The following is a 21,834-nucleotide window of genomic DNA, read 5'->3' as shown; positions in this document are numbered from 1 at the left end:
AAAATTCCTTTCAATATTAATGATTATACAAATTGATTAATCTAAAGACTTGAGTAGCAGTTTCTTTCATATTTTTATAAGCTACCTCTTTAGACATAGCCTCATCTAAGCTGATAAGGCGTCGTACGATTGGAAAAAAAGCATCAATACCATGTTGATTACAAAGTATAGCATCTTCGGTGACAGATCCAGAAAATGCCACTACTTTCTTACCATATTTTTTAGCTAATTTTGCTACGCCAATTGGAGCTTTTCCCATCACCGTTTGCCCATCCAAACGACCTTCACCAGTAACTACTAAATCAGCTTCAGAAATCGCTTTTTCTATATTAATTTCTGATAGAATAATATCAATACCAGGTTCTAAGGTAGCATTTGTAAAGGCTAAAAAGGCAAATCCAAGCCCACCCGCTGCACCTGTTCCTTCAATAGTTGCATCTGCTTTTTCACTAACTGAAGTAGCTAAGGTAGCATAATTACTTAACCAAGTATCCATTTTTGTAATCATATCTTCATCAGCACCTTTTTGCGGTCCAAAAATCGAACTACAACCTTGAGCACCACATAAAGGATTTGTTACATCACATGCAATTTTAAAATCACATTCTTTTAATTCCTCAATAACCTTATCAGTAGAGATAGATTTTAAATCTGCCAATCCTTGTGCTCCCAAACTGATTTCTTGATTATCTTTATCTAATAATGCATATCCCAAAGCTTGTAGCATACCTGCCCCACCATCATTAGTAGCACTACCTCCAATACCAATAATAAAGTGCCTACAGCCTTTACTTATAGCATCCTTTATCATTTCTCCAACTCCATAAGTGGTTGTGTGGAGAGGATTTCTCTCTTCAGTAGCAATTAGGGTAATACCAGCAGCTGCAGCCATTTCAATAATAGCTAACTGACGCTGTGGAATAATACCATAACTCGCATGTACTTTTTCTCCAAGAGGCCCCTTAACAGGGATTGTTTCGATCGTACCCCCCATACCTAGCGTCAAAGCTTCAACAGTTCCTTCTCCCCCGTCTGCTAATGGATGTACTTCCACATCCGCCCCTGAGATTACTTCATTAATTGACTCCTTTATAGCATTGCCAGCTTCTAAAGAAGAAAGACTCCCTTTCAAAGAATCAATAGCTACTACTACCTTCATTTGAAAACCTCCTTGAAAATATTTTGTGAATCTTTGTTATTTTTTTCACTATTTTATATCACTCAATTATAGTAACAAAATCAAATAACAAAAAATATAGACTACAGAACAAATGTTAGCGTTTTTATGATATGATATTTGTTATATATAACAAAAGGTAAGCTGAATGAAATTAAGAAAACAACTCGCACAACAAATCGTTACCTCTATCAAAGATGTTTGTCAACAAGATATTAATTTTATTAATACCAAAGGAATCATTTTCGCTAGTACCAATCCAAAACGTGTTGGAGAATTCCATGAAATTGGTTTAAAAGTAGCACAGACAGGACAAATGATTGAAGTAACAGATCAAGAATCTTATTTTGGGACACAAGCAGGGATCAATATTCCTTTCTATTATAATTGTGAATTATTAGCTACTATTGGGATTAGTGGAAACCCCAACCAAGTAGGAAAATATGCTTTACTTGCTCAAAAAATGACTCGACTCATCTTAAAAGAGCATGAATTAGATTATCTGGATTTCGGGCGAAAAAACGAAGCTTCTATTGTCTTACATCATCTTGTTGAAGGCAGAGAGTTAGACTACTATTACCTCAATCAATTTTTAAACCAATACCACCTATCAGAAAAAACTGACTATCGTCTACTCACTTTTGAAATCAATAGTCAAAAACAAAAATTACTCTTAAGTCAATCTGAAATGTCACTCTTGAACTTTTTTGATAAACTTGACACTGCTATTTATACCTTTAATTATCCCAATCAATACTGGCTTTTACTTTCTGACCATATGTTTGACTATTATTATCCAAATATCCTATCAAAGTTTGAATGCGAAAAGGGCCTCTATAAAGTTGGTATCGGACAAAAATCATCTTTATCACTTTTAAAAAGATCATATGAAACGTCTATCTTAGCCCTGAAAGCTTTAAAAGGTCAACAAAAGGTCAACCTCGTCGACGACCTTGATCTTGAACTGTTATTAACAAGTATTGATTCTAATATTAAACAATATGTGCTAAATAAAGCGCTTGTAAACTTATCTGAAAATGATAAGATCTTGCTTAACTCATATTTTAAGCATAATCTATCATTAAAAGAATGTAGTCAGGAACTTTTTATCCATAAAAATACTGTTCAATATAGGTTAAATAAGATTTATGAATCAACGCAACTCAATCCAAGAAACTTTAAGGATGCAACTTTATTGTATCTAGCACTTAAATCAGAAGATATTAACCTTCATAAATTATAATAAAAAGGAGTAACCTATGGATACTCCTTTTTATATTAAATTGAAACAGAGACTAGTTGTTTAACATGTTATCTGTTATGATGTTCAAACAATGATTGGCCATTTGTCTTAATCACTTTTTGGTACCAACCAAATGACTTCTTCTTGTAACGTTGTAGACTCCCTGTTCCATCATCATTTCGATCAACATATATTAGACCATAACGTTTACTTAGTTGAGCTGTAGACATGGATACACAATCAATACACCCCCAAGATGTATATCCCATTATTTCAACACCATCTTCAATAGCTTTAGCAACTTGAACTAAATGTTGATTCATATAATCAATACGATAATCATCTTCGACAGTATAATCACCGTCTAGTGTTTCTATCAATTGATCTTTTGCTCCCAATCCATTTTCTACAATAAACAACGGAATCTGATAACGTTCATAATACTGATTTAAGACTAGGCGTAGCCCGATGGGATCGATTTGCCATCCCCATTCTGAAGTTGTTAAATGAGGATTAGTTAGGCCTCCAAGGATATTTCCCTGACCACTTTGATAATTTTCAAAGTCATAAGCTTGTGTCACGCTCATATAGTAACTAAACGATAGAAAATCTACTGTATTTTGTGCCAATACTTCCTCATCTCCTTCTTCAAATTTAATTTTAATACCATTATTTTTGAAATAGGACTGAATATAAGTGGGATATTTACCTCTGACATGTATATCTGAAAATAGCAGATTATGTTGTTCAAATTGTCTTGCAGCCAGGACATCTCTTGGATCAGATGTCATAGGATAAGCTGGCATAGCCAGAATCATACAGCCAATTTTAAAATTAGGATTGATAGAACGCCCTAATTTTGTCACTCTAGCCGATGCTACTAATTCATGATGAATAGCTTGATAAAGCTCCTGAGGACTTAGTTGTGATTTGTCGGTCATAATAGCACCACTGGTGAAAGGCATATGTAAAATAGAATTCACTTCATTAAAAGTCAACCAATATTTCACCTTATCTTTATAACGCTCCATGACTGTTTGAGCAAATTTCTCAAAAAATGCTATCAAACATCTATCAGCCCAACCATTATAAGTTTTTGCAAGATGAAGCGGTGTTTCATAATGAGATAAGGTAACCAAGGGCTCGATATTATATTTAAGCAACTCATCAAATAAATTATCATAAAATTGTAAGCCAGCTTCGTTTGGAGCACTATCATCACCATTTGGAAAAATTCGAGACCAGGCAATAGAGGTTCTAAAAACTTTAAAGCCCATCTCTGCAAACAGTTTTATATCATTTTTATAGTTATGATAAAAATCAATTGCTTCTAGCTTCAAATTGTCTGGAGTAGGTTTGGCGGTGAAATCGCCTAAACCACCATTTGGAAGTACATCTTGTACAGATAAACCTTTGCCATCTGTTCTAAATGCACCCTCTACCTGATTGGCAGCAACTGCACCTCCCCATAGAAAATGTTTAGGAAAAACCGTCATATTATCATCCTTCCTTTTAAAGAATTACAAGTAAATCATCTTCATTTGTAACCATTGTCTCTGCGTCTTTAACGATAATTTCAAGTTGGTCAATTGAATTTGTAACTACAACCGGACTAATAAGAGAATACCCCTTTGAACTAATAAAATCAATATCCATTCGCAAAAGTAACTGTCCTCGTTTAACAAAATCGCCAACTTTGACCAATTGTTCAAAACCTTCTCCATTTAGTTCTACAGTATCTATTCCAATATGGATTAACACTTCGACTCCCTTATCATCCTTTAAGGCAATGGCATGTTTTGTAGGAAATAAACTTATAATTTCACCATCAAATGGTGCATAAACTTCACCCACACTAGGAGTGATTGCTAAACCTTCACCTAGTAATTTAGATGAAAATGTTTCATCGGGTACTTTAGATAAAGGTAATACATTGCCTACCATAGGTGAATACAATGTCTCTTTTTTTGATAAACCACTTCTAATATGTGTGTGCTCTTGAGCATTAATACTACTTTTTTCGTTTTCTCCTTCATCAATTCCCAAGAACCATGTAATAATGAAAGTCAAAATAATAGTAGCTATTGCTGCAATAACAGCATTACTGAAATTATTGCCCCCCTGTGGATTGATATATTGTGGCAAACCAATAATAGATGGTACTACAAATGTATAGGAAGCAATATTAACTAATCCAATATAAGCTCCTACTAAACCACCTGATATCATTGCAGCGTATAAAGGCTTCTTGAATTTCAGTGTGACACCATAAAGTGCAGGTTCTGTGATACCAGCTAGTAGTGCTGATAAACCTGCTGCAAAGGCCACCTGACGTGTTTGTTTTTGTTTAGCCTTAACTGCAACAGCAAGAGAAGCCGCACCTTGAGCTAAATTAGAAGCTAACATTGCTGGTAAAATCAAAACATCTGGTGTCGCAACAGAAGCAGCTAAAAATATTGGAGCAAATGCCCAGTGCATTCCTGTCATAACAACCAATGGCATAATAGCACCAAGAATAGATAAAGCTAACCATGGCGCCACATGGTAAATCGAAAGCATTGCACTAGACAATCCTTTACCAATAATTACCCCCAGTGGCCCCACGACCACTAAAGCTAAAAAGCCAGAAATGAGAATAATCAAAGTCGGTTGTAAAAAACTCTTCATTACACTAGGAACAATTTTATTAATCCATCTCTCAATATATTGCATAAGAAAAACCATAATTAAGATTGGAATAACAGAAGAACCATAACTAGCCAGTGTAACCGGAGCTCCAAATAAAGATAATGGTTTTCCTTCAGCTACCATTGTCACAAAAGCAGGGTGTAAGAGAATCCCTCCTACTGTAGCAGCTAATACAGGTGTAACTTTAAATCGTGACGCAGCTGAATAAGCAATCATTATTGGCATAAAATAATAAGCGGCATCACCAAAAAAATTGATAAAAGCTACTGTTTGAGAACTAGAGCTTGCTATACCGAGCATAGGGAGCAAAATACCTATAACCTTGAGCATCCCTCCTCCTAGAAGAGCAGGTATAAGCGGCGTAATGACTCCTGCAATCGTTTCAATTAATTTCTCAAGTATTGAACTCTTTTTTTGTGATGAAAATTCTCTGGTAGTATTTTCAAAATGACCTAAGGCCAAAAAAGCATTATAATAATTATTGACATCATTTCCCAAAATAATTTGGTATTGATCATTTTTACGCATAACACCGATAACATTCGGAATAGTTTTAATAACCTGATCGTTGACAATTTCATCATTGTCTAAAACTAATCGTAATCGTGTCACACAGTGGGTTACGTGTTGAATATTTTTTTCTCCCCCTACTGCTGCTAAAATAGCTTTAGCAGTCTCTTGGTATTTAGTCATCTGATATCTCCTTTAAATTTTTAACTAATCGTTTAACATGCACCGTCAGATATAGGAGTTCACTTGAATTAAGTTGATATTGGTATTGGATAGCCATATTGTTGCCGATCTCTTTAACACATTTATATTCTCTCGGATATTTTTTCTTAACTACCAAAAGTAAATCAGCATCATCATCTTCGTATTTCATTCCTGATAAAACGCGTTGAGCAAATAATTTGGTATGTGTCATGAAACGATAATAATCAATTGAACTTTCATCTAGTTCTGTTCGAAAATCTATTTTTACTTTCTGTTCAATGTAAGATACAATCTCAGTGATTTTATGCGCTTCATTAAACGGATTATCCAATCCAGCATTTACAAAGTGCATAGCAATAAAAGCCGACTCATCGATTGTTAAACAAATGCCCAATTCATCCTTTATAAGTTCCAGAGCCTTCATCCCAATGGAGTATTCATCAGGATAGTAACGTTGGATTTCCAACCTTAGTGGATTTTGGATAACCATTCCTTGTTCATGTCTTTCAATAGCCGAATGAATATGATCTGTCAAATTGATATAAAGAATTTCATCTAAGTTCTTACCCAATTTGATTTTACCTAGGTTGATAATTCGTTCTGAACATGCAACTACTTCTTCTGGAACAGTAATAAATAACTCCGTAAAACGGTTCATGTTATCACTATTTTTTAAAACAAATGACTTCTCAATAGCATCGCTATTAATCCTATCACCTATTCTTTTCTTAAATGCAATTCCTTTCCCCATCAGTAGCACATCTAATCCTTGATGTGTTACTGATATGACTGCATTATGATTTAATACGCGTTTTATAATCATTAAAGTCCTAGTCCTTCACTCGCACAATAAAAAATGACCCATCCAAGACACAACAAAAAGTCGTCGTTGAATAGGTCCCTGCTCACAAAATGTGATAACATCCTTTATTATGCAATTTTATCTGTTATCAGCTTGCTTACCTTAAATAATAACACCTGAAAACGTCTTAATTTTATCATTTCTTACTAATCTTGTCAAGCGCTTTCAATAAACTTATTCGCTTAGTTGAAGATAATAGGACTATTCTAGTTTTATCTGAGTTTGGACTTCTAGACTTTTAAAAAACATTATCAACTTTTAGAATAATAAAAAAACGAGCCTATCGACTCGTTTTTTATTAAGCTTTAGCAGCTTGGTAAAGTTCATTTACTTTATTCCAGTTAATAATTTCAAAGAAAGCTTTGATGTAGTTAGGACGAACATTACGATAGTTTAAGTAATAAGCATGCTCCCATACATCAAGCCCTAAAATAGGTTTCTTGCCTTCCATAATTGGAGTATCTTGATTGGCAGTTGAAAGCACTTCAAGTTTGCCTTCAGCATTAACAACAAGCCAAGCCCAACCTGAACCAAAACGTCCTGTTGCTGCTGCTGTGAAAGCAGCTTTAAAGTCTTCAAATGAACCAAAAGTTGCATTAATGTCTTCAGATAACTCTTGTGAAATTTGAGTTTCTTCTGGTGACATCAATTCCCAGAAAAGAGCGTGGTTAAGATGTCCACCACCGTTATTGATGACTGCCTGACGAATATCTTCTGGAATTTGAGAAACATCAGCTAAGAGCGCCTCTAAGTCTTCTCCAATTTCAGGATGTTTCTCAAGAGCAGCATTTGCATTAGCAACATAAGTTGCATGGTGCTTATCATGATGTAGTGTCATTGTCTCAGCATCAATATGTGGCTCAAGCGCATCATATGCATAGGGTAAATCTGGTAAAATAATTGCCATGTCGAAATCCTCTTTTCATCTATTATTACCCTTATTCTATAGGAATTTGGAACAGCTTTCAACTCTTTTGTTTCTTTAATTAGGGCTTTTTATGAGCAATTTTTAATAAGGCTAAATCAAAGAGATAATCCTTATCATAAGTCCCTCTTTTAATAGCATAGTCAGTCTCGATTAAAATCCTAATCGCTTCTTTTAAAAAAGCAAGGGGAAGGTTTCTAGAATCTCTGACAGCAAATTTTACTTGATAAGGGTTGATTTTACGTCCTATGTAATGGGATAGTTCAGAAACAATTTGACTCTCTGACTTCCCTTTACTAGCCAATATTTTAACTTGCAAAAACATCCGAAACTGTCCTAACATGATTGCAATCAATTTGATTTCGTCTTCGCCTTGTAGACGTAAATCTCTTACTAAATCACGCGCTAAATCTATCCTGCCAAGTAAGACATCTTGAGTCAAATCAAATATATTATCTTGCAGGCTTTTAGGGATAGCCTCTCTAACATCATTGGACGAAATATGACCGTCTGTTTTATATGACTTTAAGAAAGCGATATTCGTTAAAGTATCACTAAAATCATAGTTAGACTTAATCAATAACTCATCAAAAACACCTGCTTCAAAAACTAATCCTTCTTGGTGAGCATATTTTTGAAAATACGTCTTTAAATCTGATTCTTTTAAAGTATTAGCCTCTAAAACACGAGCATCACGTTTCAATAACTTTACAAGTCGACGTTTTCCATCAAGTTTTCCTGGAGCACAAATAACAAGTCTCGTAGTATCTACAGGATTCTGCAAGTAGGCTTCAAAGCGCTTCATTGCTTGTTCATCTAAATAAGTTTTTTTATCAGTTGTAATATCTTGAAACTGATCAAAAATAACAACCTTGTAGTCTGATAAAAAAGGTAAACTTTCTAAGTCTAATTCCGCATTTTGATAGTCTTCTTCACTTAAATCAAAATAAGAATAGGCTAAATCGTCTTTATTGAATCCAATTACCTGAAATAGCTTCTCTTTCATCTGAGCATATTGCCCTAAATCTTCTCCTGCTAAAACAGTTACTAACCCTAAATTATCTGGGGTAATTCTCCCAATTTCTTCAATCGCAATCATATTCCTTATTATACCATAAGGAAACTTTTCAAGGTGTCAAATAATACTTAAAATCATTCATCAACTCTATGAGAAATAATTCCAAATTGACAATCTCGGATAAAATGGTCATTATTCTCTTCTAATTCTTTTTGTAAATTGACATCTTCTAATCCCTGAAGGTCACTATATTTTTGTATTCTTTCTTTCATGATATTTAGTAGCCAAGATAAATCTGTACCAGTTTGTGACGTTTGAATGACATTTTCTGATACAAAATGGTCAACGATTAAGCCTGCTTCTAACATTAATTGCTCAAGTTGACTTCCAATATGAATGTGTCCTCCTTCCTTCTCAACAGTTTGCCAGATTAGTGATTGTATTTTATTCATATTTACAAAGCTAGGCTTAGCTAGTTCTAAACACATTGCATCACTTTCTTGAAAAACATAAAAACCATTTGGCTTTAACAAAGGTGTTAAACTTTCTATTACTTTCTTTGGATCTTTTTGATACATTAATACACGACGTCCAATAATTGCATCAAAACTTTTTGTTTCAAAGGAGGAAAGTGCTGCTAAATCTGCGTTTTGATAACTAACATTAGCATAGCCATTATCATGTCTAGCTTGCCATAAAAGTTGCTCATTAATATCAATTCCTACAACATCACCTTCTTTACCAACGATATCAGCAGCCAAACGCGTCAATTCCCCACTACCACAACCAATATCCATAACTCTCATACCGGGCTGCAAAGCTTTTTTTAATAATGCTTTTGAAAAATCTTCTCTGTGAAACATAATAACACTCTCCTCTCTTCTATTTTAGCAAATTAAAGGTTAATACGTACTATCAGCAAAAAATTATAATAGGTTGAAATTTTATAGCATTATTTTCTTGTTTTCGTATCTACTTTATTATAGAATAACAACTAATCATTTTTAGCATGACGAGCTCAATTACAAAAGGATAATCATGAAAAACTATCGAAAACTTATTGTACTACTACTTCTAACCTTTTTTGTCATTTTTATGGGAGCATATGCTTACACGCATATTGTTGAAAAAAGATCCCTAACTAGCAATACTATTGAAAAAACTCTACCTGTGGTAAATCAGATTAAGCCTCAAACCATCAAAGAATACCAAAATTACTTAACTAAGGTAGCTAAACGTAATGTTCTTCCTGTAGACATTCCTCAGGCATTAAATAATGAAAAGGTAGAAATTACCGCTACTGATGGCATGCAAACATTCACTTGGAATGATAAAAATAATCCTAAGCAAAAGGTTATCTTCTATGTTCATGGAGGATCATATATCCATCAAGCTTCTGAATTACAATATATTTTTGTCAATAAACTAGCTAAAAAATTAGATGCAAAAGTTGTCTTTCCTATTTACCCTAAAGCTCCTACATATAATTATAGTGATGCTATCCCCAAAATTAAAAAATTATACCAAAATACATTAGCTAGCGTCACATCTCCCAAACAAATTATCCTAGTAGGTGAAAGTGCAGGCGGAGGTCTTGCTTTAGGTCTTGCTGATAACCTTGTCACGGAGCATATCAAACAACCAAAAGAAATTATTTTAATATCACCATGGTTAGATATTGCTACTAATAATCCAAAGATTGAAAAAGTTCAAAAAAAAGATCCCCTTCTTAAAGCTTGGCAATTACAACAAGTAGCTCCTTACTGGGCAAATGGAAAAAAGAATTTTAAAAATCCTCAAGTTAGTCCTCTTTACAGTAGCCAATTTAACAAGATGGCTCCAATATCATTTTTTATAGGAACGCACGATATTTTCTACCCCGATAATCAATTATTACATCAAAAATTAGCAAAAGAAAACATTAAACACCACTATATCGTTGGTCAAAAAATGAACCACGTTTATCCAGTCTTACCGATTCCTGAAGCAGAGACTGCTTTCAAACAAATGCTTAAAATTATCAATCATTAAATAAAAAGGTTTCCAATCAAGTTTAGTTGGAAACCTTTTTTCTATTACTTTTGAATGACTAATTGTCTTGAGATAAAAACTCTGAGAATAAAACTTCTTGACTAATCTTTTCAGCTAAAGCCTGTTTAAAAGCTAATTTCCCTAAATAATAGGATTTGTGGTCAATTGTTGGGAGTTTCAAAAGTTGCCCAACTAATAAACATTCCTGACCAATAATATAAGGACATTTTTTCCTACTTTCTTCATAACCTTTTATTAGCCCTGCCGCAACTTCATCACTTGTAGCTAATATACCATCTATACTAACTTCTTTTACCAATTGATAAGATAAATTTAGTCCATCATTAAAGTCATGAACATTCCCAACTACCATATATGGAGAGGATAGTTGCCCATAGACCTCTTGATAAGCTAATAATGCGGATTGATAGGTAGCAGAGGATTCATTATTCCTTGAAAATAATAAAACTAAGTGCTCCAAACCTCGTAACTTCATATCAGAAAACGCCTCTAGAAATGAAGAATAGCGATCAAGGTAAGCAGAGGATAGATGATTATATTCCTGCAATTTTTCACAAACTACTATTCGTCCATATTTTGCATAAGTTTCAATAATATCGAGGCTAATTGCTCTTGAAGTGAATATTAAAGCATCAATAGCTTCCATCTTGAGCTGTTTCAAGTAGGAAAGTTCTAATTCTTGGTTGTAATCCGAAGGCATCATAACAAGTTGATAGTCGGTAGTTTTAGCAGCATCTAATAGGCCATTTATTAATTGTGTAAAATAAGGATGGCGCGTGTGGGGAATGACGACACCTATTTTTTGTGTTTTGCCTCGACTTAAATCCCGCGCTAGTTGATTTGGTATATAATCCAATTCGGTGATAAGAGCCATTACTTTTTGTCGCGTCTCATCAGAAACATGTGGGTGATGATTGATAACACGGGAAACTGTTGATTTAGCAACACCTGCCTTTTTAGCTATATCACTAATACTTGTCATTATAAGGCTCCTACTTTAAAAATTTTTGAATCCCATATCCCACTCCGTCTTCATCATTAGACTTAGTTAGTTGATATGCTATCGCTTTGATATCATCAAAAGCATTATCCATAACAATAGGGTAACCTACCATTTCAAGCATAGGCAAATCATTATGTCCATCTCCAAATGCAGCCGTTTCTTCTCTAGCTAACTGCTCTTTTTGAAGGATGTAAGCAATTCCTTTAGATTTTTTGGCTAAGAGATGTGTAATTTCAAGATACGCTTTACCTGAACGTTGAATAGTGATTTCTGGTAACTCCAAACTTTGAAGATATTTTTCTAATTCTAGCATATTTGCTTCATCGAAAGTAATCATCATAATTTTAAAAGTATTTGTGTGACCTTCTAAAAACTGATCCTCATTATGAATAAACGTTGGGCATTGTTGAGTTAAACTATGTTCGTATCGGATTCCTTCATCTATTTTATCACAATACCAGTTATTAAGATCGTAATAAGATAAACTAACTTGAGGAAAATGAAACCGTATTCCTCTTAGCAATTGTTTTACTGTGCTTTTTTTAATGATTTGTGTATGAATAGGTAGAACTTGATTATTATCTCCTATTCTATAAATCAATCCTCCATTAAAAGCAACTTGGACTCCTCCTAATTGAAGTGCATCTACGGCATCCTTCATTTCCATAGGTGCCCTAGCAGACACTAAAGTTACTGGAATCGCTGCCTCACGTATTAAGGTAGCGTTACTTTTACTCACTTGTCCTTCACTATTTAATAGTGTACCATCCATGTCACAAAAAATACGTTTGATAGTCATAAAAAATACCTCTCTTCTTCTGAAATCAGTATAAATGCTGGAACCCGTTCCATGTCAAGCTTAAAATTACTGAATTCTTGCGAAAAATAGATTGTATTTAACAGATACGCAATCATTTTTATAAATCAACGAACTGTCTGAATATGCCACTTCCACCATCCTGTTAGCCTAATTGTACCTGATTGATCCGTTCGGAAAATCTTGCTTTTAATCTTTTGGAACCTTTGTAAAGTCTCTTGATGAGGATGCTGGTAACGATTATTTTTACCAGCTGAAACTAGAACCACACTAGGAGACAACTTTTTCAGAAAGGATAGACTTGATGAGCCCTTAGAACCATGATGTCCTGCTTTAAGGATATCTACTGATAAATTAGGATAAGCTTCTAATAACTGCTTTTCTCCCTCTTCCTCCAAATCACCGGTAAATAAGAAGCCTTTTCCTAATAAATGTCCATATAAAACAATTGAATCATTATTTTTTCCATCACCCTTGTGCCATGGGTAAAGTACTTGTAAATAACTTCCCATGACAGCAAGTTTATCACCGGCTTCTATAGATTTTACCGCTACACCTATCTTTGATAAATGCTTAACGTACTGCGAATTCGTTAAAGAACCTGAACTTGTAATCAAACGTGCAACTTTAAAATGCTTTGAGATAACTTCCATATCCCCCATATGATCTGTATCGGTATGAGTTATCACTAAATCATCTATCTTGCTAATACCTCTGCTTTTCAAGTAAGGAATGAGCGTTCTCTTAGCATTAGACTGATTTACTTTTTGTTTCCATTCTTCAGGCTGTTCAAATCTCACCCTTCCCCCAGTATCAATTAAAATTGTTTTTCCTAACCAATCCCTCACTAAAATACTATCTCCCTGTCCAACATCTAAAATCGCAACCTCGTTAGTAATTGGATTCTTAGTGATAAAAAACAAGGTAAAGATAATAAGAAGGGAGCAATAACGAAAACATTTAGAATGATAATAATCATAAAGTAATCCCAAAATTATAATCATGACTATTAAAAGAAAAAGGCTGGGCTTTCCAAAAATAAGTGGCCTTGGAAACAGTTGCCCAGTCCATTTTAATAACACTTCTAGGATTTCAAACAAACTATTAATACAACTTAATTTAACGATAGGCGATAAGACAAATATAACAGTTAATAAAGGCAAAAATATAATATCAAATGCAAAAGATAAAAGTGCTGTTAATATAATTGATATTGGTTGAAAACCCGAAAAATAGTAGGTTAGTATGGGAAGAATTCCTACAGAGACTGTCAAAGATTCGATAGCTACTTTTTTTATACTCGAAAAATGATCAAAGGAGGTCATCGTAAGTATAAAAGCATAAGCAAAGCTAAGAACTCCTCCCGTAGTCAAAAGTGAGTGGGGGAGGGAGATAAGACAAATTAACAAGCAGAGAGCAAAGTTCTCATCTTTCTTGACACCGCTATGTGATAATAAAGATTGAATAAGTGCCCTAACGACTGAGATACTAAAGCCTGTTAAACCAGCATAAATTAGCGAGAATGGTATTTGAAGTAACCAAACATGGTCTAGACGTAAGCCAATACGTAGACAGATATAACGAAAAATACCGAGAAAAAAACCTACTTGCATACCTGACAAAGCAAATAAATGTATAATACCTAGACTACTATATAAATCGGACATGTCATCAAAGGTCTTATCTAGATATCCAAACAAAAGCCCTGACATATAGTGACGCATAGGATTTGGAAAAGTTTGACTAATAACAATTGCACTTCTACGCCACTTAGACATAAGAGCAAAGAAAGACCTATGTTGAAATAAGCGTATCTGTTTTATCTTTGTCACTTTGGCGATACGATAAATTCCATGTCTTTTTAAATACTGACGATAATCAAAGCCATTAAAATGCCTTCTCTCCTCTGCTTCTTCAAGTTTGATATCTGCAATTATCATTATATTATTATCAAGATTTTGAAAATAATCTTTCTCACTTTTATTTTTTAATGTGTAAAAAGCTTGATAAGTGTTACCTGAAGCATCTGCCTGGAATGATAAAACATCACCATTGATAGAAATAGTATCAATACGCACTTTAATCTGGCTAATATGATTCGGTACTCTTTGATATTGGACATTCATATTGTGATTTTGCCATAAAAAATAAAATAAGAAAAAAATTACTATTGCTATTGTTTTAAAAATAGTTTCACGATCATATTGATAAATCAGAAAAATAAAAGAAAATAAAAGAAAGGCACAACCAAGCATTGTCCAAGAAAACACTAGTAAGTAAATTTGGAAGACCAACAATGCTAAATAAATAGGTTTTAGAGGAAAATACTTAGTCAATTGTAACATCTTGACGTAATTTTTCTAGTGTTTTCTCACCAATACCTGATACGTTTTTGAGGTCATCAATAGTTTTAAAACCACCTTGACTATCACGATAATCTAAAATATCTTGAGCTCTTTTAGCCCCAACGCCTGATATGGTCTGAAGACTTGATAAATCTGCTTTATTAAGATTAATTTTCCCCTTACTATTTCCCTGAGTAGCGATATTATTTGCTTTCTCCTCTTCCACAACAGTTATTTTTTCACCTTTTTGAGCAACATAGATAACCGTCTCATCTTGTAATTTCTGTGCTAGATTAACGGATTTACTATCAGCGAGATTGCTTAGTCCACCTGCACGCTTAATCGCATCTGTTACACGACTTTGAGAAGGCAAACTATAAACACCTGGATGATTGACTGCCCCTTTTACGTCAACCGTTACTTGATTAGATACTTTATCTTTGACGTGACTAATCATTGGTACCTTTTTTTCTGTTATAGTTGATACTTTTTTCTCTAAATTGATATTTAAATTGTCTTCTTTATGATGAGTGCCAAAATGATTTAAACCCAAAATTCCAAATAATAAGAGTCCTACAATAATTCCTGTTGTCTCCCATTTATGCGATTTAATTTTTTCCAATACTATTTCAAACATAAAAATATTCCTCCATTTACTTATTCGTAACTAAAGAGATTTTCCTATTAAAAACCAAAAAAACTATTTACTAAAAAGTAAATAGTTTCCATGTAACCCTTATTTTAGATGTTTTTGTGGATCCCACACAAAGCTTGCTAAATAACTAAAAATTAGAGTTAGGACAAGCAAGACAATAGCTATAATTGCTAAAGGTAGACGATAAATATAAGTCAATGGATTTAATTTCTTACCATCATCATAAGTTTCATTTTCTCTATCTAAACGATCAAATTCTTCCTGAATACGACGAGATACTTCTGCAATCCCTTCGGCATCCATACGCTTAATATCAGAAACATCAATAGGGTTACCAAAATTCATATCAACACGATGCCCCTTTAATAGATTTTTAAAAACCATAGGACCTCTATATGCTGCTGGCATAATTCTGACTTTTGCCATTTTTGCAATAACAGCTACGCCTCCTTTGACATCTTTGGAGTGGCGGCTTCCACTCGGAAACATCACCAAAGAACGGTTGCTATTTTTCAGCATCTTTACAGGATATCGAATAGCATCTTGCCCTGGCTTTTCACGATCAATAGGGAAAGCACCACACATTTTAATCCACCAACCAAACAAACGATTCGTGAATAATTCTTTTTTGGCCATAAAAATAAACTGTTTGGGTCTAGCAGCAAAAGCCATGTACACAGGATCCCAAAATGTTCTGTGTGGAGCTACTAAAATATAATTTTCATCATCTTTTAACATTTTATCTTCATTATGATAGTGCGCATTACCATTAGCCACCCAAATCAAGAACATAACTAAAGTACGTAAGTAAGTATAGAACATGTTTCTCCTCTACCTTTCATCAAGTAACTTCTATTTTATCATGCTTCCTTTTTTTTAGAAAGAATTATCTTAAAATCAACCTCCACACTTTCAAAACTAGTGCTAGGAAGCTGTAATTTTGCTATAATAAGCCTATGATAGATACAATTTTAAAAGAAAATGAACGCATTGATCAGCTTTTTTCAACTGATGTCAAAATCATCCAAAACAAAGAAGTTTTTTCCTATTCCATAGATAGTGTTTTATTGTCTCGGTTCCCTAAACTTCCTTCTCGTGGTCTTATCGTTGACTTATGTAGTGGTAATGGTGCTGTCGGTTTGTTTGCCAGCACCAAAACAAATGCGACAATTATAGAGATCGAACTACAAGAGAGCCTTGCGGATATGGCTAAGCGTTCGATTAAGCTCAATAAATTGGAAAAACAGGTTACTATGATTAATGATGATTTAAAAAATCTTCTTGATCATGTTCAACGTTCAAACGTTGATTTAATGCTTTGCAATCCACCTTATTTCAAAGCAAGCGAAACCTCTAAAAAAAATCTAAGCCCGCATTATCTCCTTGCAAGACACGAAATAACAACAAACCTTAGAGAGATTTGTCAAATTGCTCAACATGCTCTAAAAACAAAAGGACGTATCGCTATGGTACATCGTCCAGACCGTTTCCTTGAAATTATTGATACGATGCGTCAGTTCAATTTAGCACCTAAACGTATCCAATTTGTTTATCCAAAATTAGGAAAAGATGCTAATATGCTTTTAATTGAAGCTATTAAAGATGGCTCGACAGAAGGTATGAAAATACTTCCTCCTCTTGTTGTTCATCAAGATAATGGAGACTATACTGAGACTATTTTTGATATATATTTCGGAGAAAACGGAAAATCTCATGATTAAAGTTCCTGCTTATATGTATGTTTTAGAATGTTCAGATGGAACACTTTATACAGGTTATACTACAGATGTCAAGCGCCGTCTCAATACACACAATACTGGAAAAGGTGCTAAATATACTCGTGCGAGATTGCCAGTAAAACTTCTTTATTCTGAAGCTTTTAATAGCAAACAAGAAGCAATGAGGGCAGAAGCATTATTTAAACAAAAGACTCGGCAAGCAAAATTGACTTATATTAAACAACATAAAAATGAACAATAATACGATAATATACTAAGTGTAATGAGCCTATCCTCGCTTCTTTAACTTTTAAATTTCAACCTCACTTTAATCTTTTGTCTTCATTCTTAAAGTTATAAGGCAATTTTATGGATATCACTATCTACGCTTTATCTTACAAAAATTAAAAAAGGAGTCGCTCAGCAACTCCTTTTTCATAATCCTCTTATTTATCGCCTTTGTTGCGAATAACAAATCCAGTTTGTTTTTCACTTGAAGTGTTTTTATGAGGTTTTTTATTTTCTTGACGACGATTATCTTTCTTGAACTTATCATCACGACGTTTAAAATCACAACGACCACCACGATCATCACGGTCACGATTTCCACGACGATCACCACGATCATTGCGTCGACGATCGCCACCACGGCCATTGCCTCGTCCACCTTTACCTTTAAAGCCACCACCTGATGGTTTAAATGGTAATGGTTTTTCACGTGTGATTTCAACTTCTGGTAACGATTCTGGATCCTGAACTGTTAAGCTTAAGACATAAAGAGCAAGTTCTTCTGGTGTGTATTGAGTTGCTAATTCTAAAGCATCGGCTTTAAATTTATCAAATTTAGAAACTAATTCCTGATCCTCAAAGTCACGTGCAATACGTTTCAATGCAACTTTTTTCTTAGCCTGAAATGCTTCGCTTGCAGTAGCAGGCTTCATTCCAGTCATACGTTTTTTAGTTAAGTTTTCAATAATTGTCAAATATCCCATTTCGTTTGGTGAAACAAAAGTGATAGATTGACCAGATTTACCAGCACGACCAGTACGTCCAATACGGTGAACATAACTTTCGGGATCTTGGGGAATATCATAGTTGTAAACATGTGTAACGCCTGAAATATCTAAACCACGCGCAGCAACATCTGTGGCAACAAGAATATCAATATGGTCATTTTTAAAGTCTCTGATAACACGAAGACGTTTATTTTGATCTAAGTCTCCATGAATTCCTTCTGCTCGGAAACCACGTAATTTTAGTCCACGAGTTAATTCATCTACACGACGTTTCGTACGTCCAAAGACAATTGACAATTCTGGTTGATCAACGTCCATCAAACGTGTCATAGTATCGAATTTTTCATTTTCCTTAACACGAACATAATACTGATCAACATTCACATTAGTTAATTCAGTTGCTTTAATTTTAACATGCTCAGGATCTTTCATGAATTTAACGCCGATACGTTTGATTGGATCAGGCATTGTCGCTGAGAATAAAAGAGTTTGACGTGTTTCTGGTACACGACTAATGATTGCTTCAATGTCCTCTAAAAATCCCATGTTAAGCATTTCGTCTGCTTCATCAAGAATAAGAGTTTCAATGTGATTAAGTTTAAGTGCTTTACGTTTAATTAAATCAAGTAATCGACCTGGAGTTCCAACAACAACGTGTGCTCCTGAACGTAATGCCTTGATTTGTTTTTCAATACTTGACCCACCATAAACAGAGCGGACCTTAACACCTTTATCGCGTCCAAAACGGAACAATTCTTCTTGTGATTGTACTGCAAGTTCACGTGTAGGAGCAATAATAAGTGCTTGGATAGTATTATCTTCAGTATGAATTTTATTTAAAGTTGGTAACCCAAAAGCTGCAGTTTTTCCTGTACCTGTCTGCGCTTGACCAATGACATCTTTGCCTTCAAGAGCAAGTGGGATAGTCATTTCTTGGATTGGTGATGGCTCTACAAAGCCTGCTTTTTCTACCGCTGAAAGAATATCTTGCGATAAGTTAAGTTCTGTAAATTTCAAATGTTTCTCTTTTCTAAAAGACAGTGCGAAGCTGCCTTATGAACCTTTATTAGTTATCTTTTCTGACAACCTACTTAGTGTAACACAATTAAAAGTAAAAAGATATAAAATAAGGTCAATCTAATAAATAACACGCTTTCATAAATTGCTAGTTCTATTAGTTGCTTCAGAAAATAGAAAAAAGGCAATAAAAACCCACCATCTATAAAGAAGGAGGGTTTATAGTTTATCTATCTAGAACGCAACGGCTGCTTCACTTGGAATCTCCTTAGTGATATAGTGACGAATCTCTTTACTTGTTAGTACTTCTTTAAGTACTTTTATTTTATCACTATTTTTATTATCTTCACGAGCTACCAAGGCACCTGCAAAACGGATATCTGGTTTTTTCTCATATAATAATCTTTCCCTTTTAGGAACTAGATTGATTTTTGTCACATATCCAGGGAAATTAAAGACAAGGTCATATTCAAAATAGGCCTGATTGAGGTTAAGTAATGCTACAGGTTCAATTCGTAATTTTTTAGGGTTAGTAATAATATCTTCGATAGCCTTGGTCTTTTTGGACGTATTCTTTAAGGTGATAAGTTTCTTTTCTTGCAATAATAGCAGAGCTCTAGTCATATTGGCAGGATCAGACGGAATCGCTACCTTAGCACCGTCTTTAAGCTCGGCAATATTTTTCAAATGTTGACCATAAAAACCAGCCAATGAATGATAAATTGGTGTAATTGATACTAGATGACCATCATTTTCCTTATTAAAGATACTCATGAAAAATTCATGTTGTAAAAGGTTAGCATCATGTTCTTTGTTTTCTAAAGCAATGTTAGCCTGAATATAGTCAGAGACCATGACAACCTTTAAAGTATATCCTTTTTCTTTTACATTATCTTTAACCAAATCTAAAAAGGTAGATGTAGGTTTGCTGTAAGTTGCAACAGTAATCACCTTTTCTTTACTATTCTTATCTTTAATTTTCTTAGACGACATTGCTTGCTTAGTACATGCCACTAAACATAAAGACATCATGATTAGACATGTTAGGGAAAGTAATTTTTTCATAGTTCCTCTTTTCTTTTATTTTCTTGAGTAGCGGTTTGCTATAAAATAGCCCAAACTCTGTAAGATAAACACATATATTATAAATAAGACAACAATCAAGTACATAACTGGGTAGTCATACTCTTGATAGCCAAAACGATAGGCATATTCACCCAAACCTCCTGCACCAATAACTCCCATTATTGTCGAGTAGCCAAGAATACTTATAGCCGTTGCAGTAAATGATAAAACAAGGTCAATCTTGATGGAGGGGATTAAAAAATAATAAATTATCTGTCTCTTGTTAGCCCCTAGACTGAGAGCTCGATCTACAACAACTTGAGGTATATTTAATAAAGCTTGTTCCACATAACGTGCATACAAACTGACTGAAACCAAAGTAAGAGGTAAGATTGCCGCTATCGTTCCAAATGAGGTCCCAAAAATTAATCGATTGAGAGGGATTAAGATAAAAATAAAAATAAGGAAAGGGACACTCCGTAACGTACCTAAAAATAAATTTAGTAGTTGATAGGCTAAAGAATGTTTAATCAAGTAAGACTTTCTCAATGAAAACAATAAAATACCTGTTGGAAAAGCAATTAGAAAACAAAGAATCAAGGTTAACCCTAACATTAAATTGGTTTCCCAAAATGATTTTAAGATACCTTCGCCATGTTTTTCAATAATGTCAATCATGTAACAAAAACTCCTTTACTTGATCTACGTAGTTTGACTTTAATTGATTCAGAGTTGCTTTCACTGGAACAACAGTATCTACAATAGTCTGGTGATCCAAAATCATTACACGATCACAATATTGTTTTAAAAGAGATAGGTGATGAGCAATCATCAAGATAGAGATACCATATTTTTCACGAAGATCAGACAACAAGTTAAATATCTCTTTTTCACTATTAGTATCTAAGGCAGAGCTGATCTCATCACATAGAATAAGTTTCGGTTTTTGCAAAACAGCCATAGCGATTGCAACTTTTTGTTGCTGCCCACCACTCAAACTATGGCATTTCACCTGTTTTAAATCCATCAAACCTAAAAAATCTAAGATATCATTAATTGCGTCATGATTTACTTTTTGATGATTTAATTTATAAACTAAAGCTAGATGATAATATACACTTTCTCCTGCTAACAAATTATGATTTTGAAAAATATAAGCAATATCTTTACGCATCTGACGTAACTTATTATCAGAAAAAGACTTCACTTCTTTTCCTTGATAATAAATATTTCCTTTATCATAAGGGATTAAGCCATTAATCATCTTCAAAATAGTACTCTTTCCAGTACCATTAGAACCAATCAGACCAACTATCTCGCCTTCTTCTATATTAAAAGAAATATCATCTAATCTAAACTGTGATTTTGGAAAAATTTTTCCAACACTCTTTAATTCTATTATCATTATTTAATACTCCTCAAAAAAATATCTTATCAAAAAAATACAGCGTTTTCAAAATATATGCTTGAGGCCTACTATACTTCAAAATAAAAGCAGTGATAAAAATCACTACTGCTA

At 33.9% G+C, this 21,834-nt stretch carries 20 protein-coding genes; 4 read left to right on the top strand and 16 right to left on the bottom strand.

What is annotated here, in order from left to right; all coding sequences use genetic code 11:
• Positions 1 to 16: 16 nt before the first annotated feature.
• Positions 17 to 1,159, bottom strand: a complete 1,143-nt coding sequence (locus EGX96_RS09500; RefSeq protein ID WP_000869908.1) for a glycerate kinase family protein — start codon at positions 1,157 to 1,159, stop codon at positions 17 to 19.
• 166 nt (positions 1,160 to 1,325) lie between these two features.
• On the opposite strand from EGX96_RS09500, the gene EGX96_RS09495 reads away from it, so the two are divergent.
• Entirely contained in the window at positions 1,326 to 2,420 is a 1,095-nt protein-coding gene (locus EGX96_RS09495) for a CdaR family transcriptional regulator (protein WP_000776693.1), read from the top strand.
• 68 nt (positions 2,421 to 2,488) lie between these two features.
• Here the strand turns inward: EGX96_RS09495 and EGX96_RS09490 are convergent, their stop codons facing one another.
• From EGX96_RS09490 to EGX96_RS09465, 6 genes are all read right to left on the bottom strand, one after another.
• Positions 2,489 to 3,916: a glycoside hydrolase family 1 protein gene (locus EGX96_RS09490; RefSeq protein ID WP_000215670.1), complete on the bottom strand. Its 1,428-nt coding sequence runs from the start codon at positions 3,914 to 3,916 to the stop codon at positions 2,489 to 2,491.
• Between the two features lie 16 nt (positions 3,917 to 3,932).
• The gene (locus EGX96_RS09485) at positions 3,933 to 5,801 is read right to left on the bottom strand and encodes a PTS beta-glucoside transporter subunit IIBCA (protein ID WP_000170543.1); all 1,869 of its coding nucleotides are present in this window, start codon (positions 5,799 to 5,801) and stop codon (positions 3,933 to 3,935) included.
• Positions 5,794 to 6,645 carry a BglG family transcription antiterminator LicT gene (gene licT / locus EGX96_RS09480; protein ID WP_000584608.1) on the bottom strand — a complete coding sequence of 284 codons (852 nt, stop codon included), beginning with the start codon at positions 6,643 to 6,645 and terminating at the stop codon, positions 5,794 to 5,796. Before licT ends, EGX96_RS09485 begins: the two co-directional genes overlap by 8 nt.
• A gap of 337 nt (positions 6,646 to 6,982) precedes the next feature.
• Complete coding sequence (gene sodA / locus EGX96_RS09475) at positions 6,983 to 7,591, bottom strand: superoxide dismutase SodA (protein WP_000974719.1); 609 nt, start codon at positions 7,589 to 7,591, stop codon at positions 6,983 to 6,985.
• A gap of 79 nt (positions 7,592 to 7,670) precedes the next feature.
• Positions 7,671 to 8,708 (bottom strand): DNA polymerase III subunit delta, encoded by a 1,038-nt coding sequence (gene holA, locus EGX96_RS09470; protein ID WP_000560292.1) that lies wholly within the window; start codon positions 8,706 to 8,708, stop codon positions 7,671 to 7,673.
• Between the two features lie 53 nt (positions 8,709 to 8,761).
• Positions 8,762 to 9,490, bottom strand: coding sequence for a methyltransferase domain-containing protein (locus tag EGX96_RS09465; protein ID WP_000468966.1), 729 nt, complete (start codon positions 9,488 to 9,490; stop codon positions 8,762 to 8,764).
• Between the two features lie 175 nt (positions 9,491 to 9,665).
• Here EGX96_RS09465 and EGX96_RS09460 point away from each other — a divergent pair, with 175 nt between their 5' ends.
• Entirely contained in the window at positions 9,666 to 10,658 is a 993-nt protein-coding gene (locus EGX96_RS09460; protein WP_000800998.1) for an alpha/beta hydrolase fold domain-containing protein, read from the top strand.
• A gap of 58 nt (positions 10,659 to 10,716) precedes the next feature.
• Here the strand turns inward: EGX96_RS09460 and EGX96_RS09455 are convergent, their stop codons facing one another.
• The 5 genes from EGX96_RS09455 to EGX96_RS09435 all read right to left on the bottom strand — a co-directional run bounded on the left by EGX96_RS09455 (position 10,717) and on the right by EGX96_RS09435 (position 16,321).
• Positions 10,717 to 11,661 carry a LacI family DNA-binding transcriptional regulator gene (locus EGX96_RS09455; RefSeq protein WP_000200830.1) on the bottom strand — a complete coding sequence of 315 codons (945 nt, stop codon included), beginning with the start codon at positions 11,659 to 11,661 and terminating at the stop codon, positions 10,717 to 10,719.
• Positions 11,662 to 11,671: 10 nt separating this feature from the next.
• Positions 11,672 to 12,481: a Cof-type HAD-IIB family hydrolase gene (locus EGX96_RS09450; RefSeq protein WP_000153219.1), complete on the bottom strand. Its 810-nt coding sequence runs from the start codon at positions 12,479 to 12,481 to the stop codon at positions 11,672 to 11,674.
• 125 nt (positions 12,482 to 12,606) lie between these two features.
• The gene (locus EGX96_RS09445) at positions 12,607 to 14,844 is read right to left on the bottom strand and encodes a DNA internalization-related competence protein ComEC/Rec2 (RefSeq protein WP_000939903.1); all 2,238 of its coding nucleotides are present in this window, start codon (positions 14,842 to 14,844) and stop codon (positions 12,607 to 12,609) included.
• Positions 14,828 to 15,481 (bottom strand): helix-hairpin-helix domain-containing protein, encoded by a 654-nt coding sequence (locus EGX96_RS09440; RefSeq protein ID WP_000461744.1) that lies wholly within the window; start codon positions 15,479 to 15,481, stop codon positions 14,828 to 14,830. The genes EGX96_RS09445 and EGX96_RS09440 overlap by 17 nt, the downstream gene beginning before the upstream one ends.
• Positions 15,482 to 15,580: 99 nt before the next feature.
• Complete coding sequence (locus EGX96_RS09435; protein WP_000500220.1) at positions 15,581 to 16,321, bottom strand: lysophospholipid acyltransferase family protein; 741 nt, start codon at positions 16,319 to 16,321, stop codon at positions 15,581 to 15,583.
• Between the two features lie 134 nt (positions 16,322 to 16,455).
• Between EGX96_RS09435 and EGX96_RS09430 the strand changes: the two genes are divergently transcribed.
• Together EGX96_RS09430 and EGX96_RS09425 are read left to right on the top strand one after the other, a co-directional pair.
• Positions 16,456 to 17,220 (top strand): tRNA1(Val) (adenine(37)-N6)-methyltransferase, encoded by a 765-nt coding sequence (locus EGX96_RS09430; protein WP_000567425.1) that lies wholly within the window; start codon positions 16,456 to 16,458, stop codon positions 17,218 to 17,220.
• Positions 17,213 to 17,479 (top strand): GIY-YIG nuclease family protein, encoded by a 267-nt coding sequence (locus EGX96_RS09425; protein ID WP_000598736.1) that lies wholly within the window; start codon positions 17,213 to 17,215, stop codon positions 17,477 to 17,479. Before EGX96_RS09430 ends, EGX96_RS09425 begins: the two co-directional genes overlap by 8 nt.
• Before the next feature lie 184 nt (positions 17,480 to 17,663).
• On the opposite strand, the gene EGX96_RS09420 is transcribed toward EGX96_RS09425, so the two are convergent.
• The 4 genes from EGX96_RS09420 to EGX96_RS09405 form a co-directional block, all read right to left on the bottom strand.
• A complete protein-coding gene (locus EGX96_RS09420) occupies positions 17,664 to 19,250 on the bottom strand; it encodes a DEAD/DEAH box helicase (RefSeq protein ID WP_000673089.1) in 1,587 nt (528 codons plus the stop codon).
• Positions 19,251 to 19,484: 234 nt separating this feature from the next.
• Complete coding sequence (locus EGX96_RS09415; RefSeq protein ID WP_000735505.1) at positions 19,485 to 20,315, bottom strand: MetQ/NlpA family ABC transporter substrate-binding protein; 831 nt, start codon at positions 20,313 to 20,315, stop codon at positions 19,485 to 19,487.
• Between the two features lie 15 nt (positions 20,316 to 20,330).
• A complete protein-coding gene (locus EGX96_RS09410; protein WP_000565395.1) occupies positions 20,331 to 20,993 on the bottom strand; it encodes a methionine ABC transporter permease in 663 nt (220 codons plus the stop codon).
• Entirely contained in the window at positions 20,986 to 21,720 is a 735-nt protein-coding gene (locus EGX96_RS09405; RefSeq protein ID WP_000582850.1) for an ATP-binding cassette domain-containing protein, read from the bottom strand. Before EGX96_RS09405 ends, EGX96_RS09410 begins: the two co-directional genes overlap by 8 nt.
• Positions 21,721 to 21,834: the final 114 nt, after the last annotated feature.

The organism is Streptococcus sp. FDAARGOS_520, from assembly GCF_003812685.1.
GTDB lineage: Bacteria > Bacillota > Bacilli > Lactobacillales > Streptococcaceae > Streptococcus > Streptococcus agalactiae.
This window is presented reverse-complemented; position numbering and strand designations above follow the sequence as displayed.